Here is a 20,833-nt window from a genome sequence, read left to right as displayed (position 1 = left end):
GATGTTTTCGCAAATGCGCAGGGGATTGTCAAAGCAAAACATCTTTTTTTAGTACAACATGCCAGATATTCATCAGGGTCGTTCCCTAATCATCATTTTATCACCTTATAACTGCCCCTTTTTCAGTAGGAATTATTATATTTAGGCGGTTACCAGCCCTTCAGCCATCGGTCCTTTCTATTACACATATTGTTAACAAAATCGCTGCACCCTTTTTTTACGCCGGTAAATTCCCTACAATCCAGCCCAATGTCTGCCAAACAACAATGAGGATCTCATGGGTACGGCCAAACACAGTAAGCTGCTTATCCTTGGTTCAGGCCCTGCCGGTTATACCGCTGCGGTCTATGCTGCGCGCGCAAACCTGCAGCCGGTGCTGATTACCGGTATGGAAAAAGGCGGCCAGCTCACCACCACCACTGAAGTGGAAAACTGGCCGGGTGACCCGCACGATCTGACCGGGCCACTGCTAATGGAACGCATGCATGAGCATGCCACCAAATTTGATACCGAAATCATTTTCGATCATATCAACAGCGTGGATTTGCAAAATCGCCCGTTCCGCCTGACTGGCGACAGCGGCGAGTACACCTGCGACGCATTGATTATTGCCACGGGCGCGTCTGCGCGTTATTTGGGTCTGGCGTCTGAAGAAGCGTTCAAAGGCCGCGGCGTTTCCGCCTGTGCAACCTGCGACGGTTTCTTCTACCGCAACCAGAAAGTCGCGGTGATTGGCGGCGGTAACACCGCAGTGGAAGAAGCGCTGTATCTGGCAAATATTGCCTCTGAAGTGCATCTGATCCATCGCCGTGACACCTTCCGCGCGGAAAAAATCCTCATCAAGCGCCTGATGGATAAAGTGGAAAGCGGCAATATCGTATTGCACACCCACCGTACGCTGGAAGAGGTAACGGGAGACCAGATGGGCGTTAGCGGTCTGCGCCTGCGTGATACGCAGAATGCGGACAACGTTGAATCGCTGGAAGTTGCAGGTCTGTTTGTGGCTATTGGTCACAGTCCGAACACGGCCATCTTTGAAGGTCAACTGGCGCTGGAAAACGGCTACATCAAAGTGCAGTCCGGTATTTATGGCAATGCCACGCAAACCAGCGTTCCTGGCGTCTTTGCTGCCGGTGATGTCATGGATCATATTTACCGTCAGGCGATCACTTCTGCGGGCACAGGCTGTATGGCCGCGCTGGATGCAGAACGCTATCTCGACGGGCTTGCTGAACGTAAATAATCTTTACAACTCAGTAACAAAGGTAAAAAAGGCGACTATAAGTCGCCTTTATTTTTGCCCCGATGTAACATTGCGCCAGCTCAAAAATCCGATAACTTCACCTGCAAAGCGCGCAATGAATAAAACCCGTCAACAAGAACTGACCCGCTGGTTAAAACAGCAAAGTATTATTTCCCGTCGCTGGCTGACGCTCTCCCGCCTGCTCGGCGTGGTCAGCGGCGTACTGATCGTCGCGCAAGCCTGGATTATGGCGCGTATCCTGAACCATATGATTGTGGAGAATATCCCGCGCGAAGCCCTGTTACTGCCGTTCATCTTGCTGGTCCTGATTTTTATCCTGCGCAGTTGGGTGATCTGGCTGCGAGAACGTATCGGTTTCCATGCAGGTGCGCATATTCGCTTCGAAATCCGTCGTCAGGTTCTTGATCGCCTGCATCAGGCCGGCCCGGCGTGGATTCAGGGGAAACCCGCCGGAAGCTGGGCCACGCTGATACTTGAGCAAATCGATGATATGCATGATTTCTATGCCCGCTACTTGCCGCAAATGGCGCTGGCGGCGAGCGTACCGCTGCTGATTGTTATCACCCTGTTCCCAATTAACTGGGCAGCAGCGCTCATATTGCTGGGTACAGCTCCGTTAATTCCGCTCTTTATGGCAATGGTTGGTATGGGCGCGGCGGACGCCAACCGCCGTAACTTTAAAGCGCTGGCGCGCCTGAGCGGTCATTTCCTTGACCGCTTACGTGGGATGGAAACATTGCGCATTTTTGGCCGGGGCGCGGCGGAAACAGAAAATATTCGTCAAGCCTCGCAGGATTTTCGCAGCCGAACCATGGAAGTACTGCGCATGGCCTTCTTGTCTTCCGGTGTGCTGGAGTTCTTCACCTCGTTATCGATTGCATTGGTGGCGGTCTATTTCGGTTTCTCCTATCTTGGCGAGCTGAATTTTGGTCACTACGGGGCTGGTGTAACTTTGTTCGCCGGTTTTCTCGCGCTAATTTTGGCGCCCGAGTTCTTCCAGCCGCTGCGCGATCTCGGTACCTTTTATCACGCTAAAGCCCAGGCGATTGGCGCAGCGGATAGCCTGAAAACATTTATGGAAGCACCGCTCGCACATCCGCAGCGAGGGGATATCACGCTGAAAACCGATGAGCCAGTAACGTTAACGGCGAGTGATTTGCTGCTGAAATCCCCCGAAGGCGCAGTACTCACCGGGCCGCTCAACTTTTCCCTGCCTGCCGGTCAGCGCGTCGTGGTGGTAGGAAGAAGCGGCTCCGGCAAGAGTTCGCTGATCAATGTGCTTTCTGGTTTTCTGCCTTATGAAGGTTCATTGCGTGTTAACGGCGTCGAACTGAGCGAGTTAGATCCCGATAGCTGGCGCGAAGCGATAAGCTGGGTTGGGCAAAATCCGCAACTTCCCGCCACCACATTGCGTGAAAATGTGCTGCTGTCACGCCCCACTGCCAGCGATGCAGAGCTGCAAGCCGTTCTGGATAAAGCCTGGGTCAGCGAGTTTCTGCCACTGCTGCCAGAGGGGCTGGAGACACAGCCTGGCGATCAGGCGGTACGTCTCTCTGTTGGTCAGGCGCAGCGCGTAGCCGTTGCCCGTGCGCTGCTCTCTCCCTGCAAACTGCTGCTACTGGACGAACCTTCCGCCAGCCTTGATGCCCACAGTGAGCAACGCGTGATGCAGGCACTTACCGATGCTTCGCGCCACCAAACGACCCTGATGGTGACGCATCAGTTAGAAAACCTGGCCGACTGGGATGCTATCTGGGTAATGCAGGATGGCCAGATTATGGAACAAGGCAGCTACGCCGAACTCGCTGCTGCGCAGGGGATTTTTGCGGATCTCCTTGCCCATCGCCAGGAGGAGATTTAAATGCGCGCATTACTGCCTTATCTCGCACTGTATAAGCGCCACAAGTGGATGTTGATGCTCGGCGTTATCCTCGCCGTTATCACTTTGCTGGCCAGCATTAGCCTGTTGACGCTCTCCGGCTGGTTCCTCTCTGCGTGCGCCGTGATTGGCGTCGCGGGCATCTACAGTTTTAACTATATGCTGCCCGCCGCCGGTGTGCGTGGCGCAGCGATTATTCGTACGGCCGGGCGCTATTTTGAACGGCTGGTCAGCCATGATGCGACGTTTCGCGTACTGGAACATTTGCGTGTTTCGACATTCAGTAAATTGCTTCCCCTCTCCCCTGCCGGGCTGGCGCGTTTTCGCCAGGGCGAATTGCTCAACCGCGTCGTCGCCGATGTCGACACGCTTGACCACCTTTATCTGCGCGTGATCTCCCCGTTGATCGGCGCACTGGTGGTCATCATCGTTGTCACCCTGGGTTTAAGCGTACTGGACATACCGCTGGCGCTGATGTTGGGCGGTATCATGCTGGCAACCTTAATTATCCTGCCGCCGTTATTTTACCGCGCGGGCAAACCGACCGGCGAAAGTCTGACTGCTTTGCGCGGGCAGTATCGCCAGCAATTAACCAGCTGGTTGCAGGGCCAGGCTGAGTTAACCATTTTTGGCGCCAGCCAGCGGTATCGTGCTCAGTTAGAAAACACCGAGCTTAGTTGGCATGACGCCCAGCGCCGTCAGTCCGATCTGAGTGCCGTCTCGCAAGCCGTAATGCTACTCATCAGCGGCGCGGCAGTGTTGGTTATGCTGTGGTTTGCGTCCGCTGATATTGGTGGTAACACGCAGCCCGGCGCATTGATTGCGCTGTTTGTCTTCTGTGCCCTTGCGGCTTTCGAAGCGCTGGCTCCGGTAACCGGTGCATTCCAGCACCTGGGGCAGGTTATTGCTTCCGCCACACGCATCACGCAGGTAACGGAATGCCAGCCGGAAGTGACGTTCCCGCAAAATAGTGTCGCCACGCCAACAGATGTCGCCGTGCAATTCGATGCCCTGACGTTTAACTATCCCGGCCAGCCGCAGCGTGCGCTGGACTCAATTTCTTTATCGATTGCCGCCGGAGAACATGTGGCAATCCTTGGCCGAACCGGGTGCGGTAAATCCACGTTATTGCAATTACTGACGCGCGCATGGGATCCGCAGCAAGGTGAGATTCGTCTCAATGACCAGCCGCTTGCTAGCTTTGCGGAAGCTGATTTACGCAAACTTATCAGTATGGTGCCCCAGCGCGTACACCTGTTCAGCGCGACACTGCGTGATAACTTGTTGCTGGCGTCACCACAGGCCGATGACGATAAACTGAGTGCGATGCTAACCCGCGTCGGGCTGGAAAAACTGCTTGAGGATAATGGGCTAAATGCCTGGCTTGGGGAAGGTGGACGCCAGCTCTCCGGTGGTGAACTACGCCGTCTGGCGATTGCTCGCGCATTATTGCATGATGCACCGCTGGTGCTTCTGGACGAACCGACGGAAGGTCTTGATGCCGCAACCGAGAGCCAAATCCTTGAATTACTGGGCGAAGTGATGAAAGGCAAAACTCTGCTGATGGTCACGCACCGTCTGCGCGGGCTGGCGCGTTGCGATCGGATAATTGTGATGGACAACGGGCAAATAATTGAGCAAGGTAATCACGCAGCGTTAATGGCGAAACAGGGTCGGTACTACCAGTTTAAGCAGCGTCTGTAGTGGCTATTCGTCATTTTGCCGTTTCTGTAACGGCAACGCTAAAGTGGAACGGCCAAAATGACGATAGTAAGTAGGGTCCCTTGTCGCGTTGTGGAGCACAGAAGTCATGCGCCTGGTGCAGCTCTCTCGTCATTCTATCGCTTTTCCTTCGCCCGAAGCGGCGTTGCGTGAACCCAATGGACTGCTGGCGCTGGGCGGTGATCTCAGCCCGGCGCGTCTGTTGATGGCCTACCAGCGCGGCATATTCCCCTGGTTCTCGCCTGGCGACCCAATCCTGTGGTGGTCACCCGATCCGCGTGCCGTGCTGTGGCCGGACACATTCCATGTCAGCCGCAGTATGAAGCGTTTTCATAAAACCTCTCCCTATCGCGTAACGCTGAATCATGCTTTTGGCCAGGTGATCGATGGCTGCTCGCAGGATCGCGATGAGGGCACGTGGATCACGCCTGATGTGGTAATGGCTTATCATCGTCTCCATGAGCTTGGGCATGCGCACTCAATTGAAGTGTGGGAAGGTAACGAGCTGGTGGGTGGTATGTATGGCGTATCGCAAGGTGCGCTGTTCTGTGGTGAATCAATGTTTAGTCGCCGTGTAAATGCCTCCAAGACAGCATTGCTTGTTTTCAGTGGCGAATTTGTACGCATGGGCGGCGAGTTAATTGATTGCCAGGTACTGAACAGCCATACTGCTTCGCTCGGCGCTATTGAGATCCCGCGTCGGGATTATCTTTTACATCTCGAGAAAATGCGCAAACTGCCTCTTCCTTCCCACTTCTGGGTGCCCCGAACGCTGTTTTCATCGCTCTGAAGAATGTTTTCGGCACATTTTTTATCAGGGTGTTATAATGGACGCTCAGAGCAGCTTTTGCCTGTTGCCCCGCCCCACCCGGGAGTTGTTCGTATCAGGGATGCCCTTCGCTTTACTCCACCGCTCCCCTTTACGGTTGCGCTTTTAGCGCGTCCTGGCTGTGGCATGAGGGTAACTGGCAAAAGTCGTTTTGCTGCGTTTTATCAGCGCAAATCTTTACTTAACAGACGAACTTCGGCATTATCTTGCCGGTTCAAAAATTATGGTAGTGATACCCCCGAGGATTAGATGGCCAAAGAAGACAATATTGAAATGCAGGGTACCGTTCTTGAAACGTTACCTAATACGATGTTCCGCGTAGAACTGGAAAACGGTCACGTGGTCACTGCGCATATCTCCGGTAAAATGCGTAAAAACTACATCCGCATTCTGACGGGCGATAAAGTGACTGTGGAACTGACCCCGTACGACCTGAGCAAAGGCCGCATTGTCTTCCGTAGCCGCTAAGATCTTCCATCAGCACAGCTAAGTGCACCTATTTTGAAGGCCGGGTAACCCCCGGCCTTTTGTTTTTCTTACGCCTATCCTTCCTGATTAGACTTTAACCAATAACGACAATTGTCTATAATAAAACCTGACAAATGTCATCATACGGGAGGAAAAATGAGAACCTGGAGTCCGGATCAAAAACCGGTCGAAAATGCGCTTTGGCGCTTTGCCGGTTTCCCCGCTAACAGAGGTTTAAAGCTCGTTCAGATGCTGAACGAAGGTTTGCCTGTTAGCATTCTTGACAATATTCATGAATGGACAGAAATGTCCCGCTCCGACATTCTGCGCGTCACAGGTATCAATGAACGCAACGTTGCGCGTCGCAAAAGCGCCGGTCGCACACTCACGCCGGAAGAAAGTGAGCGCATTGCGCGTTTAGTCAGAGTTGTTGATGCTGCGGTACAGTTTTTCGGTAGCAAAAAGATGGCGTGGGACTGGCTGGAAACCCCCATTCGCGGCCTTGGCAACGTAGCGCCGATTTCGCTGATTGCCACCGAAAGTGGCGCGCTGGAAGTGACCGACCTGCTCGGCAGGCTGGAGCACGGAGTATTTGCGTGATCTTCTATCGACTGGTAACGCGCCGCTACGCCAGCGAGGCCTGGACAGGCAGCGGTGCAAATCTTTATGGCGGGCGCTGGAATCACAAAGGTCATCCGGCGGTTTACGTCGCTTCGTCCGTTTCACTTGCCGCACTCGAAATGCTGGTACATGTGCACAGCGACACGGTTCTGAACCAGTATGGGCTGTTCAGTATTGAGATCCCTGACAAGGATATTGAACATCTGGATAAGCAATGGCTACCGCCAGACTGGCAGGAAAACCCGGCACCGCTTTCGACAATGGATTTAGGTACCACCTGGCTGGAAGCCAACAGCGCCGTCGCACTGGTGCTGCCGTCATGCGTTGTTCCGCTTGAGAATAATGCGATTCTGAACCCGCTTCATCCTGCTTTTAATAAGCTGCTAAAAACCGTAAAAGAGCTTCCTTTCTCTTTCGATCCACGCCTGGCAAACGCGTAATTTTTGGCAGCTTACCGGACAAATCCACCACCTGCTAGCCGCGATGTTCGATGCGCTGGGAGAGCTTGAAATGGTAAAGATCCGCCGGTGCAGCTGCTTAACCGACGCTTTATTCACACCATCATGCGCCAGGAGATCTCGCTGGCACTGAATGTGCGTAAACCCTTTATTCTGGCGATGCTGGATATTGATCACTGTAAGAGAATCAATGACGGTTTTGGGCATAGCGTGCGCGATACCACGCTCAAAACGGTAGCCGCTGTCATCTACGATCATTTCCGCAGCAGTGATTATATTTTCCGCTACGGCGGCGAAGAGTTTATGGTGCTGCTGGTCGAATCTGACCTATTACAGGCGAAGATCATTCTGGAAGCGCTACGGCAGAAAATCACCGCGCTGACGATTGAAGTTGCACCGGCACATCATGTTTCAGTCACCGTTAGCATCGGCGTCGCCGGGTTCGATTACCACCCGGATTACAAACGCTTAATTGATAAAGCTCATCGTGCGCTTTATGCCGCTAAAAGCCACGGGCGCAGTCGTATTGAAACCAGAGAAATTTGAAGCTGCTTTTGCAGACATAAAAAAACCGGGCTGATATCACCCGGTTTTTAGACGTGAACCGCAAAGATTAATGTGCCGCTTCAGGTTTGTGCTTCTGCGCACTCTGGAAGCCGTACTCCAGCTCATTTTTCTCTTTATTCAGCGTTACCGTGACCTGTCCACCATCAACCAGCGAACCGAACAGAAGCTCGTTGGCCAGCGGTTTTTTCAGGTTGTCCTGGATAACACGCGCCATCGGGCGAGCGCCCATTGCGCGGTCGTATCCTTTCTCTGCCAGCCAGTCGCGAGCTTCCTGGCTGACTTCCAGCGATACGCCTTTCTGATCCAACTGCACCTGGAGTTCGACAATGAATTTGTCGACCACCTGATGGATCACCTCAGTCGACAAGTGATCGAACCAGATAATGTTGTCCAGACGGTTGCGGAACTCTGGCGTAAAGATTTTTTTGATCTCTTCCATCGCATCGGTGCTGTTATCCTGGTGGATAAGACCAATGGATTTACGCTCGGTTTCTCGCACCCCGGCGTTCGTGGTCATGACCAGCACCACATTGCGGAAATCAGCTTTGCGCCCGTTGTTATCGGTCAGCGTTCCGTTGTCCATCACCTGCAACAGCAGGTTAAAGACGTCCGGATGCGCTTTTTCGATTTCATCAAGCAGCAGCACCGCGTGCGGATGTTTGATCACCGCATCGGTCAACAGACCGCCCTGATCAAAGCCCACATAGCCCGGAGGCGCACCAATCAAGCGGCTGACCGTATGACGTTCCATATACTCGGACATATCAAAACGCAGCAGCTCAATGCCCAGCGCTTTCGACAGTTGCACTGTCACCTCGGTTTTACCCACGCCGGTTGGGCCAGCAAACAGGAAGGAACCGACCGGTTTATGGTCCTGCCCCAGCCCTGCACGGCTCATTTTGATGGCTTCGGTTAACGCCTCAATGGCTTTATCCTGACCGAACACCAACATTTTCAGACGATCGCCAAGATTTTTCAGCGTGTCGCGGTCACTCTGAGAAACGCTCTTCTCAGGAATACGCGCGATACGGGCCACCACCGATTCGATATCCGCCACGTTAACGGTTTTCTTGCGCTTGCTTACCGGCATCAGACGCGCCCGCGCGCCCGCTTCGTCGATAACATCAATCGCTTTATCCGGCAGGTGGCGATCATTGATGTATTTCACCGCCAGCTCTACCGCCGCACGCACCGCTTTTGCCGTGTAACGTACATCGTGGTGCGCTTCGTATTTCGGTTTCAGGCCATTGATAATCTGCACCGTTTCCTCAACGGACGGTTCAGTAATATCAATTTTCTGGAAGCGACGCGCCAGTGCGCGATCTTTTTCAAAGATATTGCTGAATTCCTGATAAGTGGTGGAACCCATGACGCGGATTTTACCGCTGGAAAGCAGCGGTTTGATCAGGTTTGCGGCATCCACTTGCCCACCAGACGCAGCGCCTGCACCGATGATGGTATGGATCTCATCGATAAACAGAATGCTGTTATTGTCCTGCTCAAGTTGTTTCAGCAACGCCTTGAAGCGTTTTTCGAAATCGCCACGGTATTTGGTACCGGCCAGCAAGGAACCGATATCCAGCGAGTAAATTGTGCAATCAGCCATAACTTCCGGCACATCACCCTGCACAATACGCCACGCCAGCCCTTCGGCGATGGCAGTTTTACCTACGCCGGATTCGCCCACCAGCAGCGGGTTGTTTTTACGACGGCGACACAGAACTTGAATCGCACGCTCAAGCTCTTTACCACGGCCAATCAGCGGGTCGATTCCTCCCACACGAGCAAGCTGATTAAGGTTGGTGGTGAAGTTTTCCATACGTTCCTCCCCTCCTGCCTGCTCTTCGCTGTTCACCTGCCCGCTACTGCTGCTGCCAGTGGCGTCAGATGATGGGCCTGGCTCGTCTTTACGCGTGCCGTGAGAGATAAAGTTCACCACATCAAGGCGGCTTACTTCATGTTTGCGCAGCAGATAAGCCGCTTGCGACTCCTGCTCGCTAAAAATGGCAACCAGCACGTTCGCGCCGGACACTTCGCTGCGCCCGGATGACTGAACGTGAAACACCGCGCGCTGAAGAACACGCTGGAAGCTGAGCGTCGGCTGCGTGTCGCGCTCCTCTTCGCTCATGGGTAGAACGGGTGTGGTTTGTTCGATGAAGGCTTCGAGTTCCTGCCGCAGCGCCACCAGGTCCACTGAACACGCTTCCAGCGCTTCGCGGGCAGATGGGTTACTGAGCAGCGCCAGTAACAAGTGCTCGACGGTCATAAACTCATGTCGGTGCTCGCGCGCTCTGGCGAAAGCCATGTTTAAACTGAGTTCCAGTTCTTGATTGAGCATAGGCACCTCCCCCAAGTTTTATGCCTGCATTCAGGCTCTTTCCAGCGTACACAGCAACGGATGCTCGTTCTCCCTGGCGTACTTGTTCACCATTGCGACTTTCGTCTCGGCAACCTCGGCGGTGAAAACACCACAAATGGCCCTGCCGTGATAGTGAACCGTAAGCATCAGTTGCGTTGCACGTTCTACATCATAAGAAAAGAACTTTTGTAGCACGTCAATAACAAATTCCATCGGCGTGTAATCATCGTTCATTAACATAACTTTATACATGGATGGCGGTTTCAGCGCGTCGCGCAGTTTATCTTCCGCCAATTGGTCGAAATCCAGCCAGCTATTACTCTTACCCATCGTTAGCGTTTCATCTTAGGTTACAGTTTCCGGCAGCGTTTAATCGGCCGATTACATGAGTCTAGATGTATTTTCAATCTACATCAGATGTCAGATAACAATCATCTATCGTTGTCATTCGCGACGGCTGTCACATTCCTTTGTAATAGCGTTAACTGCTTCAAAATTTTGATGCGCCGCCTCCCAGAACCCCTGCCAAATGCTTGACGCGTTATACGAATTATCTAAATTGTACAGTCGAGAGTTGGCGAGGTTTTGAACAGCCCGCTTGCTCTACCACCGGTTCATTCCATCTTACTTAAATAAGATTTACGAAGGATGTCGAAGCATGGAAACGGGTACTGTTAAGTGGTTCAACAATGCCAAAGGGTTTGGTTTTATCTGCCCTGAAGGCGGCGGCGAAGATATCTTCGCGCATTACTCCACCATTCAAATGGATGGTTACAGAACGTTAAAAGCCGGGCAGACTGTCCGGTTTGATGTACACCAGGGCCCTAAAGGCAATCACGCCAGCGTCATCGTGCCCGTAGAAGTGGAAGCCATGGCCTGAAGCCTGTTATCATATTGTGTACATGCCGCAGTCAAAATGCCAGCCCAATCGGCTGGCATTTTTATTACTCGCGAGCCAGCGCATCCACCGGGTCAAGCCGCGCGGCATTACGCGCAGGCAACCAGCCAAACAGCACACCGGTAAACGTCGAACATAAAAACGCCGTTAACAGCGCCACCGGAGAAAAACCAATCTCCCAGCCCGGTAAAAAGAGCTGCAAGGTAAAGGCAATCAGCATGGATAGCGTGACGCCGAGCGCGCCACCGACAAGGCAAACAAATACCGCCTCAATCAGAAACTGCGACAAAACATCCCCCGCCCGGGCACCAACTGCCATCCTGATGCCAATCTCACGCGTCCGCTCGGTGACCGACACCAGCATAATATTCATCACGCCGATACCGCCAACCAGCAACGAAATGACCGCTACCAACGTCAAAAACAGCTGAAGAGTACGTGTGGTCTTTTCCGCCGTTTTCAAGACCCCGTCCATATTCCAGACGAAGAAATCTTTCTTACCGTGGCGCAAACTGAGCAATCGCGTGAGCTGCTGTTCCGCCTGTTCACTGCTGTAGCCCTCATTCACCCGCACCGTAATAGAGTTTAGCCAGGACTGCCCCATAATACGCCCGGAGATGGTGCTATACGGCAGCCAGACGCGCAGGATCTTGCTGCTGCCAAACATCGACTGCTTTTCCTCTGCCACGCCAATTACCGTCGCCGGCATGTTGCCAACCAGGATCACCTCGCCGACGACGCTGGCTTTATTGGGGAATAACTGACGGCGGGTGTTACTGTCGAGCACCACCACCTGCGCCCGGCCTTTCAGTTGCTCGTCATTAAACGAGGCGCCTTCGCTGAAGGTCATGCCATACACATTAAAATATTGCCCGCTCACGCCATTGGCACTCGCCGCCACATCAATATTGCCGTAGCGCAAACGCAGGTTTTGTGAAACGGCAGGTGTGGCAGATTTAACCCAGGGCTGTTTTTGAATCGCCTGCAGATCGTCGTATTTCAGCGCCTGCTGATATTGCGGTTCGTCATCGCCAAAATCTTTGCCGGGATAGACATCAATAGTATTAGTGCCTATCGAACGAATATCCGCCAGCACCAACTGTTTAGCGGCATCACCGACCACCACAATGGAGACCACCGAAGCAATACCGATAATAATGCCAAGCATAGTCAGCAAGGTGCGCATTTTGTTGGCCGCCATAGCGCGCCAGGCCATGGTCAGCGCTTCCTGAAAACGGCTGGCGAACTGCCGCCAGCCCCCGGCGTGCGTCATGATCGCATCATGGTTTGCGGGCGCGGCGGCTTCCGTTTTGGCTGGCGGATTACTGATTATCTCGCCATCACGAATTTCAATCACTCGCTCAGCCTGCGCGGCTACCTGCGGATCGTGCGTCACGATGATTACCGTGTGCCCGCGATCGCGCAGCTGATGCAGGATTGCCATTACCTCTTCGCCAGAGTGGCTGTCGAGTGCGCCGGTCGGTTCATCGGCCAGAATCACCTGGCCACCATTCATCAACGCGCGGGCAATACTCACGCGCTGTTGCTGGCCGCCGGAGAGCTGCGATGGTTGATAATCAGCCCGCTCGCCCAGCCCTAAGCGGGTCAGTAATGCTTTTGCGCGCTCCAGGCGTGCTTTGCGTTCCGTCCCCGCATATACCGCCGGAACTTCGACGTTCTGTGCAGCCGTCAAATGAGAAAGCAGATGATAACGCTGAAAGATAAAACCGAAATGTTCGCGGCGCAGCTGCGCAAGCTGATCGCTACTGAGCAACGACACATCTGTTCCCGCCACCCGGTAAGTGCCGCTGGTGGGTTTATCCAGGCAACCCAGAATGTTCATCAGCGTGGATTTACCGGAGCCGGATGCACCAACAATCGCCACCATTTCGCCGGCATTAATGCGCAGCGTGATGCCTTTTAGCACCTCGACCTGGCCTTCGCCGGACGGATAACTGCGGCGGATATTATTCAGGTCCAGCAATGCGGTCATTGCGCCGCTCCGCTTTTCTCGCCAATCACCACTTCTTCACCTGCATCCAGGCCTTTCGTCACCACCACTTCCGTATCATTACGTGCGCCCAGCGTCACCTCGCGCTCGCGGGTTTCACCATTACGCAGCACCTTCACTTTGTAACGGTTGTCCCCCACCGGATCGCCAAGTGCCGCCAGCGGGATGGTGATCACGTTTTTCAGACCGGTGAGTTGGATATGTACCTGCGCGGTCATATCAAGGCGCAGCACGCCCTCCGGGTTTGGCACTTCAAAACGCGCATAGTAAAAAATCGCATCGTTGACCTTTTCCGGTGTCGGCAGAATATCTTTCAGTTCGCCTTCATAACGCGTTCCCGGATCGCCAAGCACGGTGAACCACGCTTTCTGCCCCGGTTTGAGGTGGATGACATCCGCTTCGGAAACCTGCGCTTTCACCAGCATCGTACTCATATCAGCCAGCGTCAGGATGTTCGGCGCTTGTTGCACGGCAATCACCGTCTGACCCTGCAACGTGGTAATTTGCGTCACTTCACCGGCCATCGGGGCAAGAATGCGTGTGTAATCAAGGTTGGTTTTCGCGGTATCCAGCGTGGCCTGGTTACGTTTGATCTGGGCATCAATGGTACCGATTTGCGCTTCTTTTACCGCCACATCCGTCGCCGAGGTGTCCAGATCCTGACGGGAGATCAAATTGCTTTTCACCAGTTGTTGCTGGCGCGCTAACGTCACCTGAGCCAGCTTCAGTTCAGCCTGCGCCTGTCGGCGCTGCGCCCGCAGTTCCATTAAGGTCGCATCCACTTCCTTGATTTGGTTTTCCGCCTGATCGGGGTCGATTACGCCCAGGAGCTGATCTTTCTTTACCTTATCGCCGATATTTACCGACAGCGTTTTTAACTGGCCATTTACCTGGGCACCAACATCAACCTTACGGAGCGCATCCAGTTTCCCGGTCGCCAGCACGCTTTGTTGTAATTCACCCGGCCGCACAATCAGCGTCTGATACTGAACCACCGGGGCATTAAGTTTGCCCCACAACCAAAATACCGCCAGTAAAACCACCACTGCCAGCACAATCATTACCGTCCTGCGTTTTCCCTTCAGTTTCATAAAAATCCCAGATAATCGGACATGCGGTTTATCAAATCATTTTTAACTAAACAAAATACCAACGAAACAGAAAATTCTTATTTTCTCCATATTTCATTTAGCTGCCGTTGAGTTTGTTTGTGCTGAAATGTGCTAATTCTTGTTACCTCCGGATTGCACCATGTCCACCATTGCCGATCTCTCCCATTCCGAACTACCTTTGCCGAAAACCGCCGGGCAGCTCTTTCGTTGTTTAATCTCCGGTGAACTAATGCCAGGCCGCGCCTGGCATAACCCAGCTTATCGCCGTAAATTTTTGCTGCGTTCGTTGACCACGCCGGTCAGCACTGCGCGCTATCTGGCACGCCTGGTCCACCAACCTCTCCTGGCGCAGATGCTGCACGTTCAGCCTGGGCTGCCGTGCCGTTTACACCGCCCGTGGCTGTCAATCAATATGAATCGTACGCAAACGGCGCAAGCTATTTGCTGGCATTATGAAAACATGATTCGCCTGTTGCCAGCTTCACTCATCAATAGCTATCTCAGCAAAGCCGGCCTCACGCTTGCAGTGCTAACCGGTAAAGATGAGCAGGCCTATTCGCTGCGGTTGCGTTCAGATTTCATGCTGGATAAAGAGGGCGAAGCGACACTGGTATTCTGCGACGCGCAAGACACCATACTTGCGGAACTGACCTTTGCTTTGTGCCAGTTCACCGGAAAAACCACGCTCTATATTGGTGGGCTGCAGGGCGCAAAAGCGCATGTTCCGCATGAGGCGATTCAGGTAGCGACCAAAGCGTGTCATGGGCTATTCCCGAAACGTCTGCTGGTGGAAACCGCTATGACAATGGCGAAATTTCTGCAAGTGGAAGAGATCCGCGCCGTCAGCAATGAAACGCATATCTACCGCAACGCGCGTTATCGCAAGAAAAAACAGGGGCTGCTGCATGCCGATTACAACAGCTTCTGGGAATCGCTGGGTGCCGTTGCCGACCAGCACGGCGACTTTGTTCTGCCGCTGGTGATGCCGCGCAAACCGATGGAAGAGATCGCCAGCAAAAAGCGTTCTGAGTATCGCCGCCGCTACGAGCTGCTCGACAGCCTGCAGGCGCAGACTGCCGCTCACTGCCAGAACTAATCTGCCCGTCCGCGTGCCAGCCAGAGCACGCGGGAAAACATTTTCCGAAACAGATGCGGCACCGACTCCACGCCGCGTCTGCCCGCTTCCAGTGCCACCTCAATTGCCAGATCCGGTTTTGACGAGCGGTGAATTGCTTTGATAATCACACGCCGCATATTCATCGACACATTTTCCGGTAACTGCGCGACACGGTGATAGACATCGGCGAACCCTTCGCGGTACATAAAGTGTTCCATATCCAGCGCCGGCAGCTCCGTCAAATGCTCGCGCGTCTGATCTCTGTCGTTATCGAGCAGGCTGCGTACGGTGGCGGCATACTTCTTCCCGGCTTCGTCGCCATCTACCAGCACATGCCATTCAATACCCATGCGGCGCGCAAACTTAATCAGCGGCTTTAAGCCTGACTGGGCAAACTCAATAATTTTCACCCCTTCGGCATCAAAATGATGGCCGCACTGGCGCGCCAGCTCATTAATAACCCAGTTCTCCGTCTCCCCTTCCACCAGCAACCAACAGCGGGCAAACAGTGAAGAAGGTCGGTTAACGCGAATATGAAACGCAATGCGCCGCCCATCTTCGGCACTTAAACCGCCAGGGCCAAGACGCCAGGCCGCCACGCGCGAAGACTCACGCACCAGGCGACAAACATGTTCAACCGGTGTTAACGACAGCAGCTCACCGGAGTTGGTGGTGGTTATCTTTTGTAACGGCAGCAAGTTCAGCAATTGCCAGGCCACAGAGAGCATGATCGGATGCAACCGCGTTTCCGGATCTTCCACCAGCAATAGCGGCCGCGCGTCACGGTCGAGATGAACAGAACCTTTCGCCTGCAACAGCGTGGCGAAAAAACCCAGCAGGATAACCCGGTACATCCGCCCGCCGGGCTTATCGATCATGCGGTTAATAATGTCGAGATAGCGCCAGCTGCGTTGCTCGTCATGAGAGCGGCGGCGCATCAGGCGCTGATGTGAAGCGCCACTGCCCTGCTCGGCAAAATAGTGCTCAAGCAATTGCACCATCGCTGACAGCCCGTGGCGTATCTGCGCGTCGGTTAAATTTTGCGGGCGGGAGATTAATTCGTGGGAGAGGAAATCAAGCTGACGCGCGGTGTTTTCCAGCAACGGCGTGTCCGGCACGCTGCCGTTACGGATGCGGCGCATAAAGCGCGCATCACGCAGCCGGAGCACCGGCATCAGCCGCACCAGGTGTCGGGCACTTTCATCAATGTCTTCCAGCGGCAGCAAATCCCCTTGCGCATCGAGAAAACCGCGTAGCGTCATTACGCTGCCATCGTCGGAAAGCTCGCCTTCGTGCCGGTAGAACAAGCGACGATAACCGTCATTTCCGGCAACCCAGCAATCCGCCAACGGGCGATAACGCCGCGTGCGGTAGCGACCGGGTTCGGATTCACGGAAAGTCAGAATAATATGCAAATGATGTTCGCGTCCTTGCAGATCCCCCGGCGGAAACCAAAAATCATCGCGGACAAAATGGTAGAGATCCGTTTCCGGTGACAGCAGCAAAGTTAACGCGTCCAGCAGGCTCGATTTACCCCAGGCGTTTTCCCCAATTAACACGTTGTTCTGCTCAAGCATCAGCGATAAACGATTAATGCCACGAAAGCCGACAATTTCCACGCGCTCCAGAATCATTCTTCCTCCGGCATCTCTGGGCTTTTCCGTCTATTCTTGAAGGAGTATAGCGGGACGAAAAGCGGCAGAACACGCGCTAAGTGCAATATTTCATTGAAATATATGCGATGGCTCCATCATTGTTATATTTAAAAAATGAACCACGACATTAAATAGCATATATTTCTTATTTATTGAGTTAAGTAAAAATCTCACACCAGTAAAAAGCAATAACTTACAACTTATTATCTACATGAAATCAATTTACTGGTTTTTATAACTGGTTGTTTTATTTTGTTACTCCCTACAATACGCACGCTTTTATTCACGCATCCATTGATGTTTGACACATAGTGCGGGCGCGGGCCCGTTTCTGTTTTTATTGAGGTGGCTATGTTTAGAAAATTAGCGGCGGAATGTTTTGGCACATTCTGGCTAGTATTTGGCGGCTGCGGCAGCGCAGTGCTGGCGGCAACGTTTCCGCAAACCGGCATTGGTTTTGCCGGGGTGGCGCTGGCGTTCGGTTTAACGGTCCTGACCATGGCATTTGCCGTCGGGCATATTTCCGGCGGTCATTTTAATCCGGCAGTGACGCTCGGCCTGTGGGCTGGCGGCCGTTTTCCGGCAAAAGAGGTGGTGGGATATATTCTCGCGCAACTGGTTGGCGGCATTATTGCCGCAGCAGTGCTCTATTTAATTGCCAGCGGTAAAAGCGGTTTCGATGCGGCAACCAGCGGTTTCGCCTCCAACGGCTACGGAGAACATTCACCAGGGCATTACTCAATGTATTCCGCCATTATTATTGAGATTGTCCTGACCTGTGGTTTCTTGTTGGTTATTCACGGTGCGACAGATAAAAATGCACCTGCCGGCTTTGCGCCCATCGCCATTGGCCTGGCGCTGACGTTAATCCATTTGATTAGCATCCCGGTCACCAACACCTCGGTTAACCCGGCGCGCAGCACCGCCGTGGCAATTTTCCAGGGCGGCTGGGCGTTAGAGCAATTATGGTTGTTCTGGGTGATGCCGATTATCGGCGGCCTCCTCGGTGGTGTTATCTACCGTACGCTGCTGGAAAAACGCACTTAATATAAAGACCCGGTTTTGTGCCGGGTCTTTTGCATAATCTTTCTTATTTTTTGCAGCTTTACTCATTTTCCACCTTTGGGTAGTGTGTTCCCCGGTGTTTTCACTTTGCAAGGATTCAGGCGCTTCATGCTTTCAGGACTGTTAATTATTCTTCTGCCGTTGGTCATCGGTTATCTGGTTCCCCTGCGTCACACTGCTGCGCTCAAACTTATCAATAAATTACTTAGCTGGATTGTCTATCTGATCCTCTTTTTTATGGGGATAAGCCTCGCCTTTCTCGATAATCTCAGCGCGAACTTACTGGCAATATTGCACTATTCGGCAGTCAGCGTGGTGGTGATCCTGCTGTGTAACGCCGCTGCGCTGCTGTGGCTGGAGCGCACACTGCCGTGGCATCACCAACACCAGCAAGAAAAATTGCCTTCGCGTATTGCGATGGCGCTGGAATCCCTGCGTCTGTGCGGTGTGGTGGTGATCGGTTTCGCCATTGGGCTTTCCGGGCTGGCGTTTTTACGCTATGCCACGGAAGCCAGCGAATACACATTGATCTTCCTGTTGCTGCTGGTGGGAATTCAGTTGCGTAACAGCGGTATGACGCTGAAACAGATTGTCCTCAACCGCCGGGGAATGATTATTGCCGTGGTAGTTGCCGCCAGCTCGCTGATTGGCGGCGTGATTAATGCGCTGATCCTCGGCCTGCCGCTGAAAACGGGCCTTGCAATGGCGTCGGGATTTGGCTGGTACTCATTGTCGGGCATTCTGCTTACCGAATCGTTCGGCCCGGTGATCGGCAGCGCCGCCTTCTTTAACGATCTGGCGCGCGAGTTGATTGCCATCATGCTGATCCCCGGTCTGGTACAACGAAGCCGTTCTACCGCACTTGGGTTATCGGGGGCGACATCAATGGATTTCACCCTGCCGGTTCTCCAGCGCTCCGGTGGTCTGGAACTGGTGCCCGCCGCCATTGTGCACGGTTTTATTCTCAGCTTGCTGGTGCCGCTATTAATGGCCTTTTTCTCTGCCTGATACTTCATTGGCGGTAGATGTCAGCCGCCAAACTTGCGCTAAATCAATATCCCCTTAAATTGCCGACAAAATCGCTTTTAAGCCTCCCGACAGCAGCATAATCTTAAACATGTATTTAAAATATAACTTTAACATAAAGGTGTGACCATGTTTTGTGTGCAATGTGAACAAACCATCCGAACTCCGGCGGGCAACGGCTGTGCGTACGCGCAGGGGATGTGCGGTAAAACCGCTGAAACCTCCGACCTGCAGGATCTACTGATTGCCGCGTTACAAGGGCTCTCCGCCTGGGCCAGCAAAGCACGTGAGTACGATCTGATTGACCACGAGATCGATAACTTCGCGCCGCGCGCCTTCTTCTCTACCCTCACCAACGTTAACTTCGATTCCGTGCGTATTGTCGGCTACGCGCGCGAGGCGATTGCCAAACGTGAAGCGCTGAAAGCTCTCTGCCTCGCTATCGATCCGAATGCCTGCGTCGATAACCCGATGGCCGACCTGCAACTGGTCAGCGACGATCTCGGCGATCTGCAACGCCAGGCGGCGGAATTCACGCCGAACAAAGACAAAGCGGCGATTGGCGAAAACATCCTTGGTCTGCGTCTGCTCTGCCTGTACGGCCTGAAAGGCGCGGCAGCCTATATGGAACACGCCCATGTGCTGGGCCAGTACGACAACGATATCTACGCCCGTTATCACAAAATCATGGCGTGGCTGGGCACCTGGCCTGCAGATATGAATGCCCTGCTCGAATGTTCAATGGAAATTGGCCAGATGAACTTCAGCGTGATGAGCATTCTGGATGCCGGTGAAACCAGCACTTACGGTCACCCGACGCCGACTCAGGTCAACGTCAAAGCCGTTGCCGGTAAATGTATCCTGATTTCCGGCCACGACCTGAAAGATCTCTACAACTTGCTGCAACAAACCGAAGGTACTGGCGTAAACGTCTATACCCACGGTGAAATGCTGCCGGCACACGGCTACCCGGAACTGCGCAAATTCAAACACCTGGTTGGTAACTACGGTAGCGGCTGGCAGAATCAGCAGGTGGAATTCGCCCGCTTCCCGGGTCCCATTGTCATGACTTCCAACTGCATTATCGATCCGACCGTTGGTTCTTATGACGACCGTATCTGGACGCGCAGCATCGTCGGCTGGCCGGGTGTTAACCATCTGGAAGGCGACGATTTCGCCCAGGTGATCCGCCAGGCGCAACAAATGTCCGGCTTCCCGTTCAGCGAAATCGAACACCTGATCACCGTCGGTTTTGGTCGCCAGGCGCTGCTTGGCGCGGTGGATTCACTGATTGATCTGGTGAGCCGTGAAAAACTGCGTCACGTCTTCCTCGTCGGTGGCTGTGACGGTGCGCGCGGCGAGCGTAACTACTTTACCGATTTCGCCACCCAGGTGCCGGATGACTGCCTGATCCTGACGCTGGCCTGCGGTAAATACCGCTTCAACAAACTCGACTTTGGCAACATTGAAGGCCTGCCGCGCCTGATTGATGCGGGTCAATGTAACGATGCTTACTCAGCCATCATCCTGGCGGTGACGCTGGCGGAAAAACTGGGCTGTGGCGTTAACGATCTGCCGCTGTCGCTGGTGCTCTCCTGGTTCGAACAAAAAGCGATTGTCATCCTGCTGACCCTGCTCTCGCTGGGTGTGACAAATATTGTCACCGGGCCGACGGCACCGGGCTTCCTGACGCCGGATCTGCTGGCTGTGCTGAATGAGAAATTCGGCCTGCGCCAGGTGACGACCGTGGAACAGGATATGCAGCAGTTGCTGAGCGCGTAA

The 20,833-nt window shown here is 53.6% G+C and carries 17 protein-coding genes and 1 pseudogene; 13 read left to right on the top strand and 5 right to left on the bottom strand.

Going from position 1 to position 20,833, the window contains the following annotated elements; all coding sequences use genetic code 11:
• The first annotated feature begins 277 nt into the window (after positions 1–277).
• The 8 genes and pseudogenes from trxB to JKP81_RS19935 form a co-directional block, all read left to right on the top strand.
• Positions 278–1,243, top strand: a complete 966-nt coding sequence (gene trxB / locus JKP81_RS19970; protein WP_200553091.1) for a thioredoxin-disulfide reductase — start codon at positions 278–280, stop codon at positions 1,241–1,243.
• Between the two features lie 115 nt (positions 1,244–1,358).
• Positions 1,359–3,125, top strand: coding sequence for a cysteine/glutathione ABC transporter permease/ATP-binding protein CydD (gene cydD, locus JKP81_RS19965; protein ID WP_200553090.1), 1,767 nt, complete (start codon positions 1,359–1,361; stop codon positions 3,123–3,125).
• On the top strand, positions 3,126–4,847 hold the full coding sequence (cydC, locus tag JKP81_RS19960; RefSeq protein WP_200553089.1) for a cysteine/glutathione ABC transporter ATP-binding protein/permease CydC: 1,722 nt from the start codon (positions 3,126–3,128) through the stop codon (positions 4,845–4,847).
• Between the two features lie 106 nt (positions 4,848–4,953).
• Positions 4,954–5,655 (top strand): leucyl/phenylalanyl-tRNA--protein transferase, encoded by a 702-nt coding sequence (gene aat, locus JKP81_RS19955; RefSeq protein ID WP_200553088.1) that lies wholly within the window; start codon positions 4,954–4,956, stop codon positions 5,653–5,655.
• A gap of 288 nt (positions 5,656–5,943) precedes the next feature.
• Positions 5,944–6,162, top strand: coding sequence for a translation initiation factor IF-1 (gene infA, locus JKP81_RS19950; protein WP_001040187.1), 219 nt, complete (start codon positions 5,944–5,946; stop codon positions 6,160–6,162).
• Positions 6,163–6,318: 156 nt separating this feature from the next.
• The gene (locus JKP81_RS19945) at positions 6,319–6,762 is read left to right on the top strand and encodes an antitoxin Xre/MbcA/ParS toxin-binding domain-containing protein (RefSeq protein WP_017456167.1); all 444 of its coding nucleotides are present in this window, start codon (positions 6,319–6,321) and stop codon (positions 6,760–6,762) included.
• On the top strand, positions 6,759–7,223 hold the full coding sequence (locus JKP81_RS19940) for an RES domain-containing protein (protein ID WP_200553087.1): 465 nt from the start codon (positions 6,759–6,761) through the stop codon (positions 7,221–7,223). The genes JKP81_RS19945 and JKP81_RS19940 overlap by 4 nt, the downstream gene beginning before the upstream one ends.
• A 7-nt stretch (positions 7,224–7,230) precedes the next feature.
• Positions 7,231–7,787, top strand: a pseudogene (locus JKP81_RS19935) (GGDEF domain-containing protein); the annotation flags it as partial.
• Between the two features lie 67 nt (positions 7,788–7,854).
• Here JKP81_RS19935 and clpA read toward each other — a convergent pair.
• Together clpA and clpS are read right to left on the bottom strand one after the other, a co-directional pair.
• Complete coding sequence (clpA, locus tag JKP81_RS19930) at positions 7,855–10,146, bottom strand: ATP-dependent Clp protease ATP-binding subunit ClpA (protein ID WP_017456165.1); 2,292 nt, start codon at positions 10,144–10,146, stop codon at positions 7,855–7,857.
• A 30-nt stretch (positions 10,147–10,176) separates the two neighbouring features.
• Positions 10,177–10,497 carry an ATP-dependent Clp protease adapter ClpS gene (gene clpS, locus JKP81_RS19925; RefSeq protein WP_017456164.1) on the bottom strand — a complete coding sequence of 107 codons (321 nt, stop codon included), beginning with the start codon at positions 10,495–10,497 and terminating at the stop codon, positions 10,177–10,179.
• 328 nt (positions 10,498–10,825) lie between these two features.
• On the opposite strand from clpS, the gene cspD reads away from it, so the two are divergent.
• Positions 10,826–11,047: a cold shock-like protein CspD gene (cspD, locus tag JKP81_RS19920; protein WP_007374119.1), complete on the top strand. Its 222-nt coding sequence runs from the start codon at positions 10,826–10,828 to the stop codon at positions 11,045–11,047.
• Between the two features lie 64 nt (positions 11,048–11,111).
• On the opposite strand, the gene macB is transcribed toward cspD, so the two are convergent.
• Positions 11,112–13,058: a macrolide ABC transporter ATP-binding protein/permease MacB gene (macB, locus tag JKP81_RS19915; protein ID WP_200553086.1), complete on the bottom strand. Its 1,947-nt coding sequence runs from the start codon at positions 13,056–13,058 to the stop codon at positions 11,112–11,114.
• A complete protein-coding gene (macA, locus tag JKP81_RS19910; RefSeq protein WP_200553085.1) occupies positions 13,055–14,167 on the bottom strand; it encodes a macrolide transporter subunit MacA in 1,113 nt (370 codons plus the stop codon). The genes macB and macA overlap by 4 nt, the downstream gene beginning before the upstream one ends.
• Before the next feature lie 160 nt (positions 14,168–14,327).
• Here macA and JKP81_RS19905 point away from each other — a divergent pair, with 160 nt between their 5' ends.
• A complete protein-coding gene (locus JKP81_RS19905; RefSeq protein ID WP_200553084.1) occupies positions 14,328–15,284 on the top strand; it encodes a VirK/YbjX family protein in 957 nt (318 codons plus the stop codon).
• On the opposite strand, the gene JKP81_RS19900 is transcribed toward JKP81_RS19905, so the two are convergent.
• A complete protein-coding gene (locus tag JKP81_RS19900; protein WP_200553083.1) occupies positions 15,281–16,939 on the bottom strand; it encodes an ATP-dependent endonuclease in 1,659 nt (552 codons plus the stop codon). The genes JKP81_RS19905 and JKP81_RS19900 overlap by 4 nt on opposite strands.
• 372 nt (positions 16,940–17,311) lie before the next feature.
• Between JKP81_RS19900 and aqpZ the strand changes: the two genes are divergently transcribed.
• The 3 genes from aqpZ (at position 17,312) to hcp (ending at position 20,833) form a co-directional block, all read left to right on the top strand.
• The gene (gene aqpZ / locus JKP81_RS19895) at positions 17,312–18,007 is read left to right on the top strand and encodes an aquaporin Z (RefSeq protein ID WP_200553082.1); all 696 of its coding nucleotides are present in this window, start codon (positions 17,312–17,314) and stop codon (positions 18,005–18,007) included.
• A gap of 126 nt (positions 18,008–18,133) precedes the next feature.
• The gene (locus JKP81_RS19890; protein WP_200553081.1) at positions 18,134–19,033 is read left to right on the top strand and encodes a lysine exporter LysO family protein; all 900 of its coding nucleotides are present in this window, start codon (positions 18,134–18,136) and stop codon (positions 19,031–19,033) included.
• Positions 19,034–19,180: 147 nt separating this feature from the next.
• Positions 19,181–20,833: a hydroxylamine reductase gene (gene hcp / locus JKP81_RS19885; RefSeq protein ID WP_200553080.1), complete on the top strand. Its 1,653-nt coding sequence runs from the start codon at positions 19,181–19,183 to the stop codon at positions 20,831–20,833.

Source organism: Kosakonia sp. LAM2021, from assembly GCF_016620385.1.
In the GTDB taxonomy this organism is placed as follows: Bacteria; Pseudomonadota; Gammaproteobacteria; order Enterobacterales; family Enterobacteriaceae; genus Kosakonia; species Kosakonia sacchari.
The sequence above is the reverse complement of the archived record's forward strand: the minus strand, read 5'-3'. Positions and strand labels throughout refer to the sequence as shown.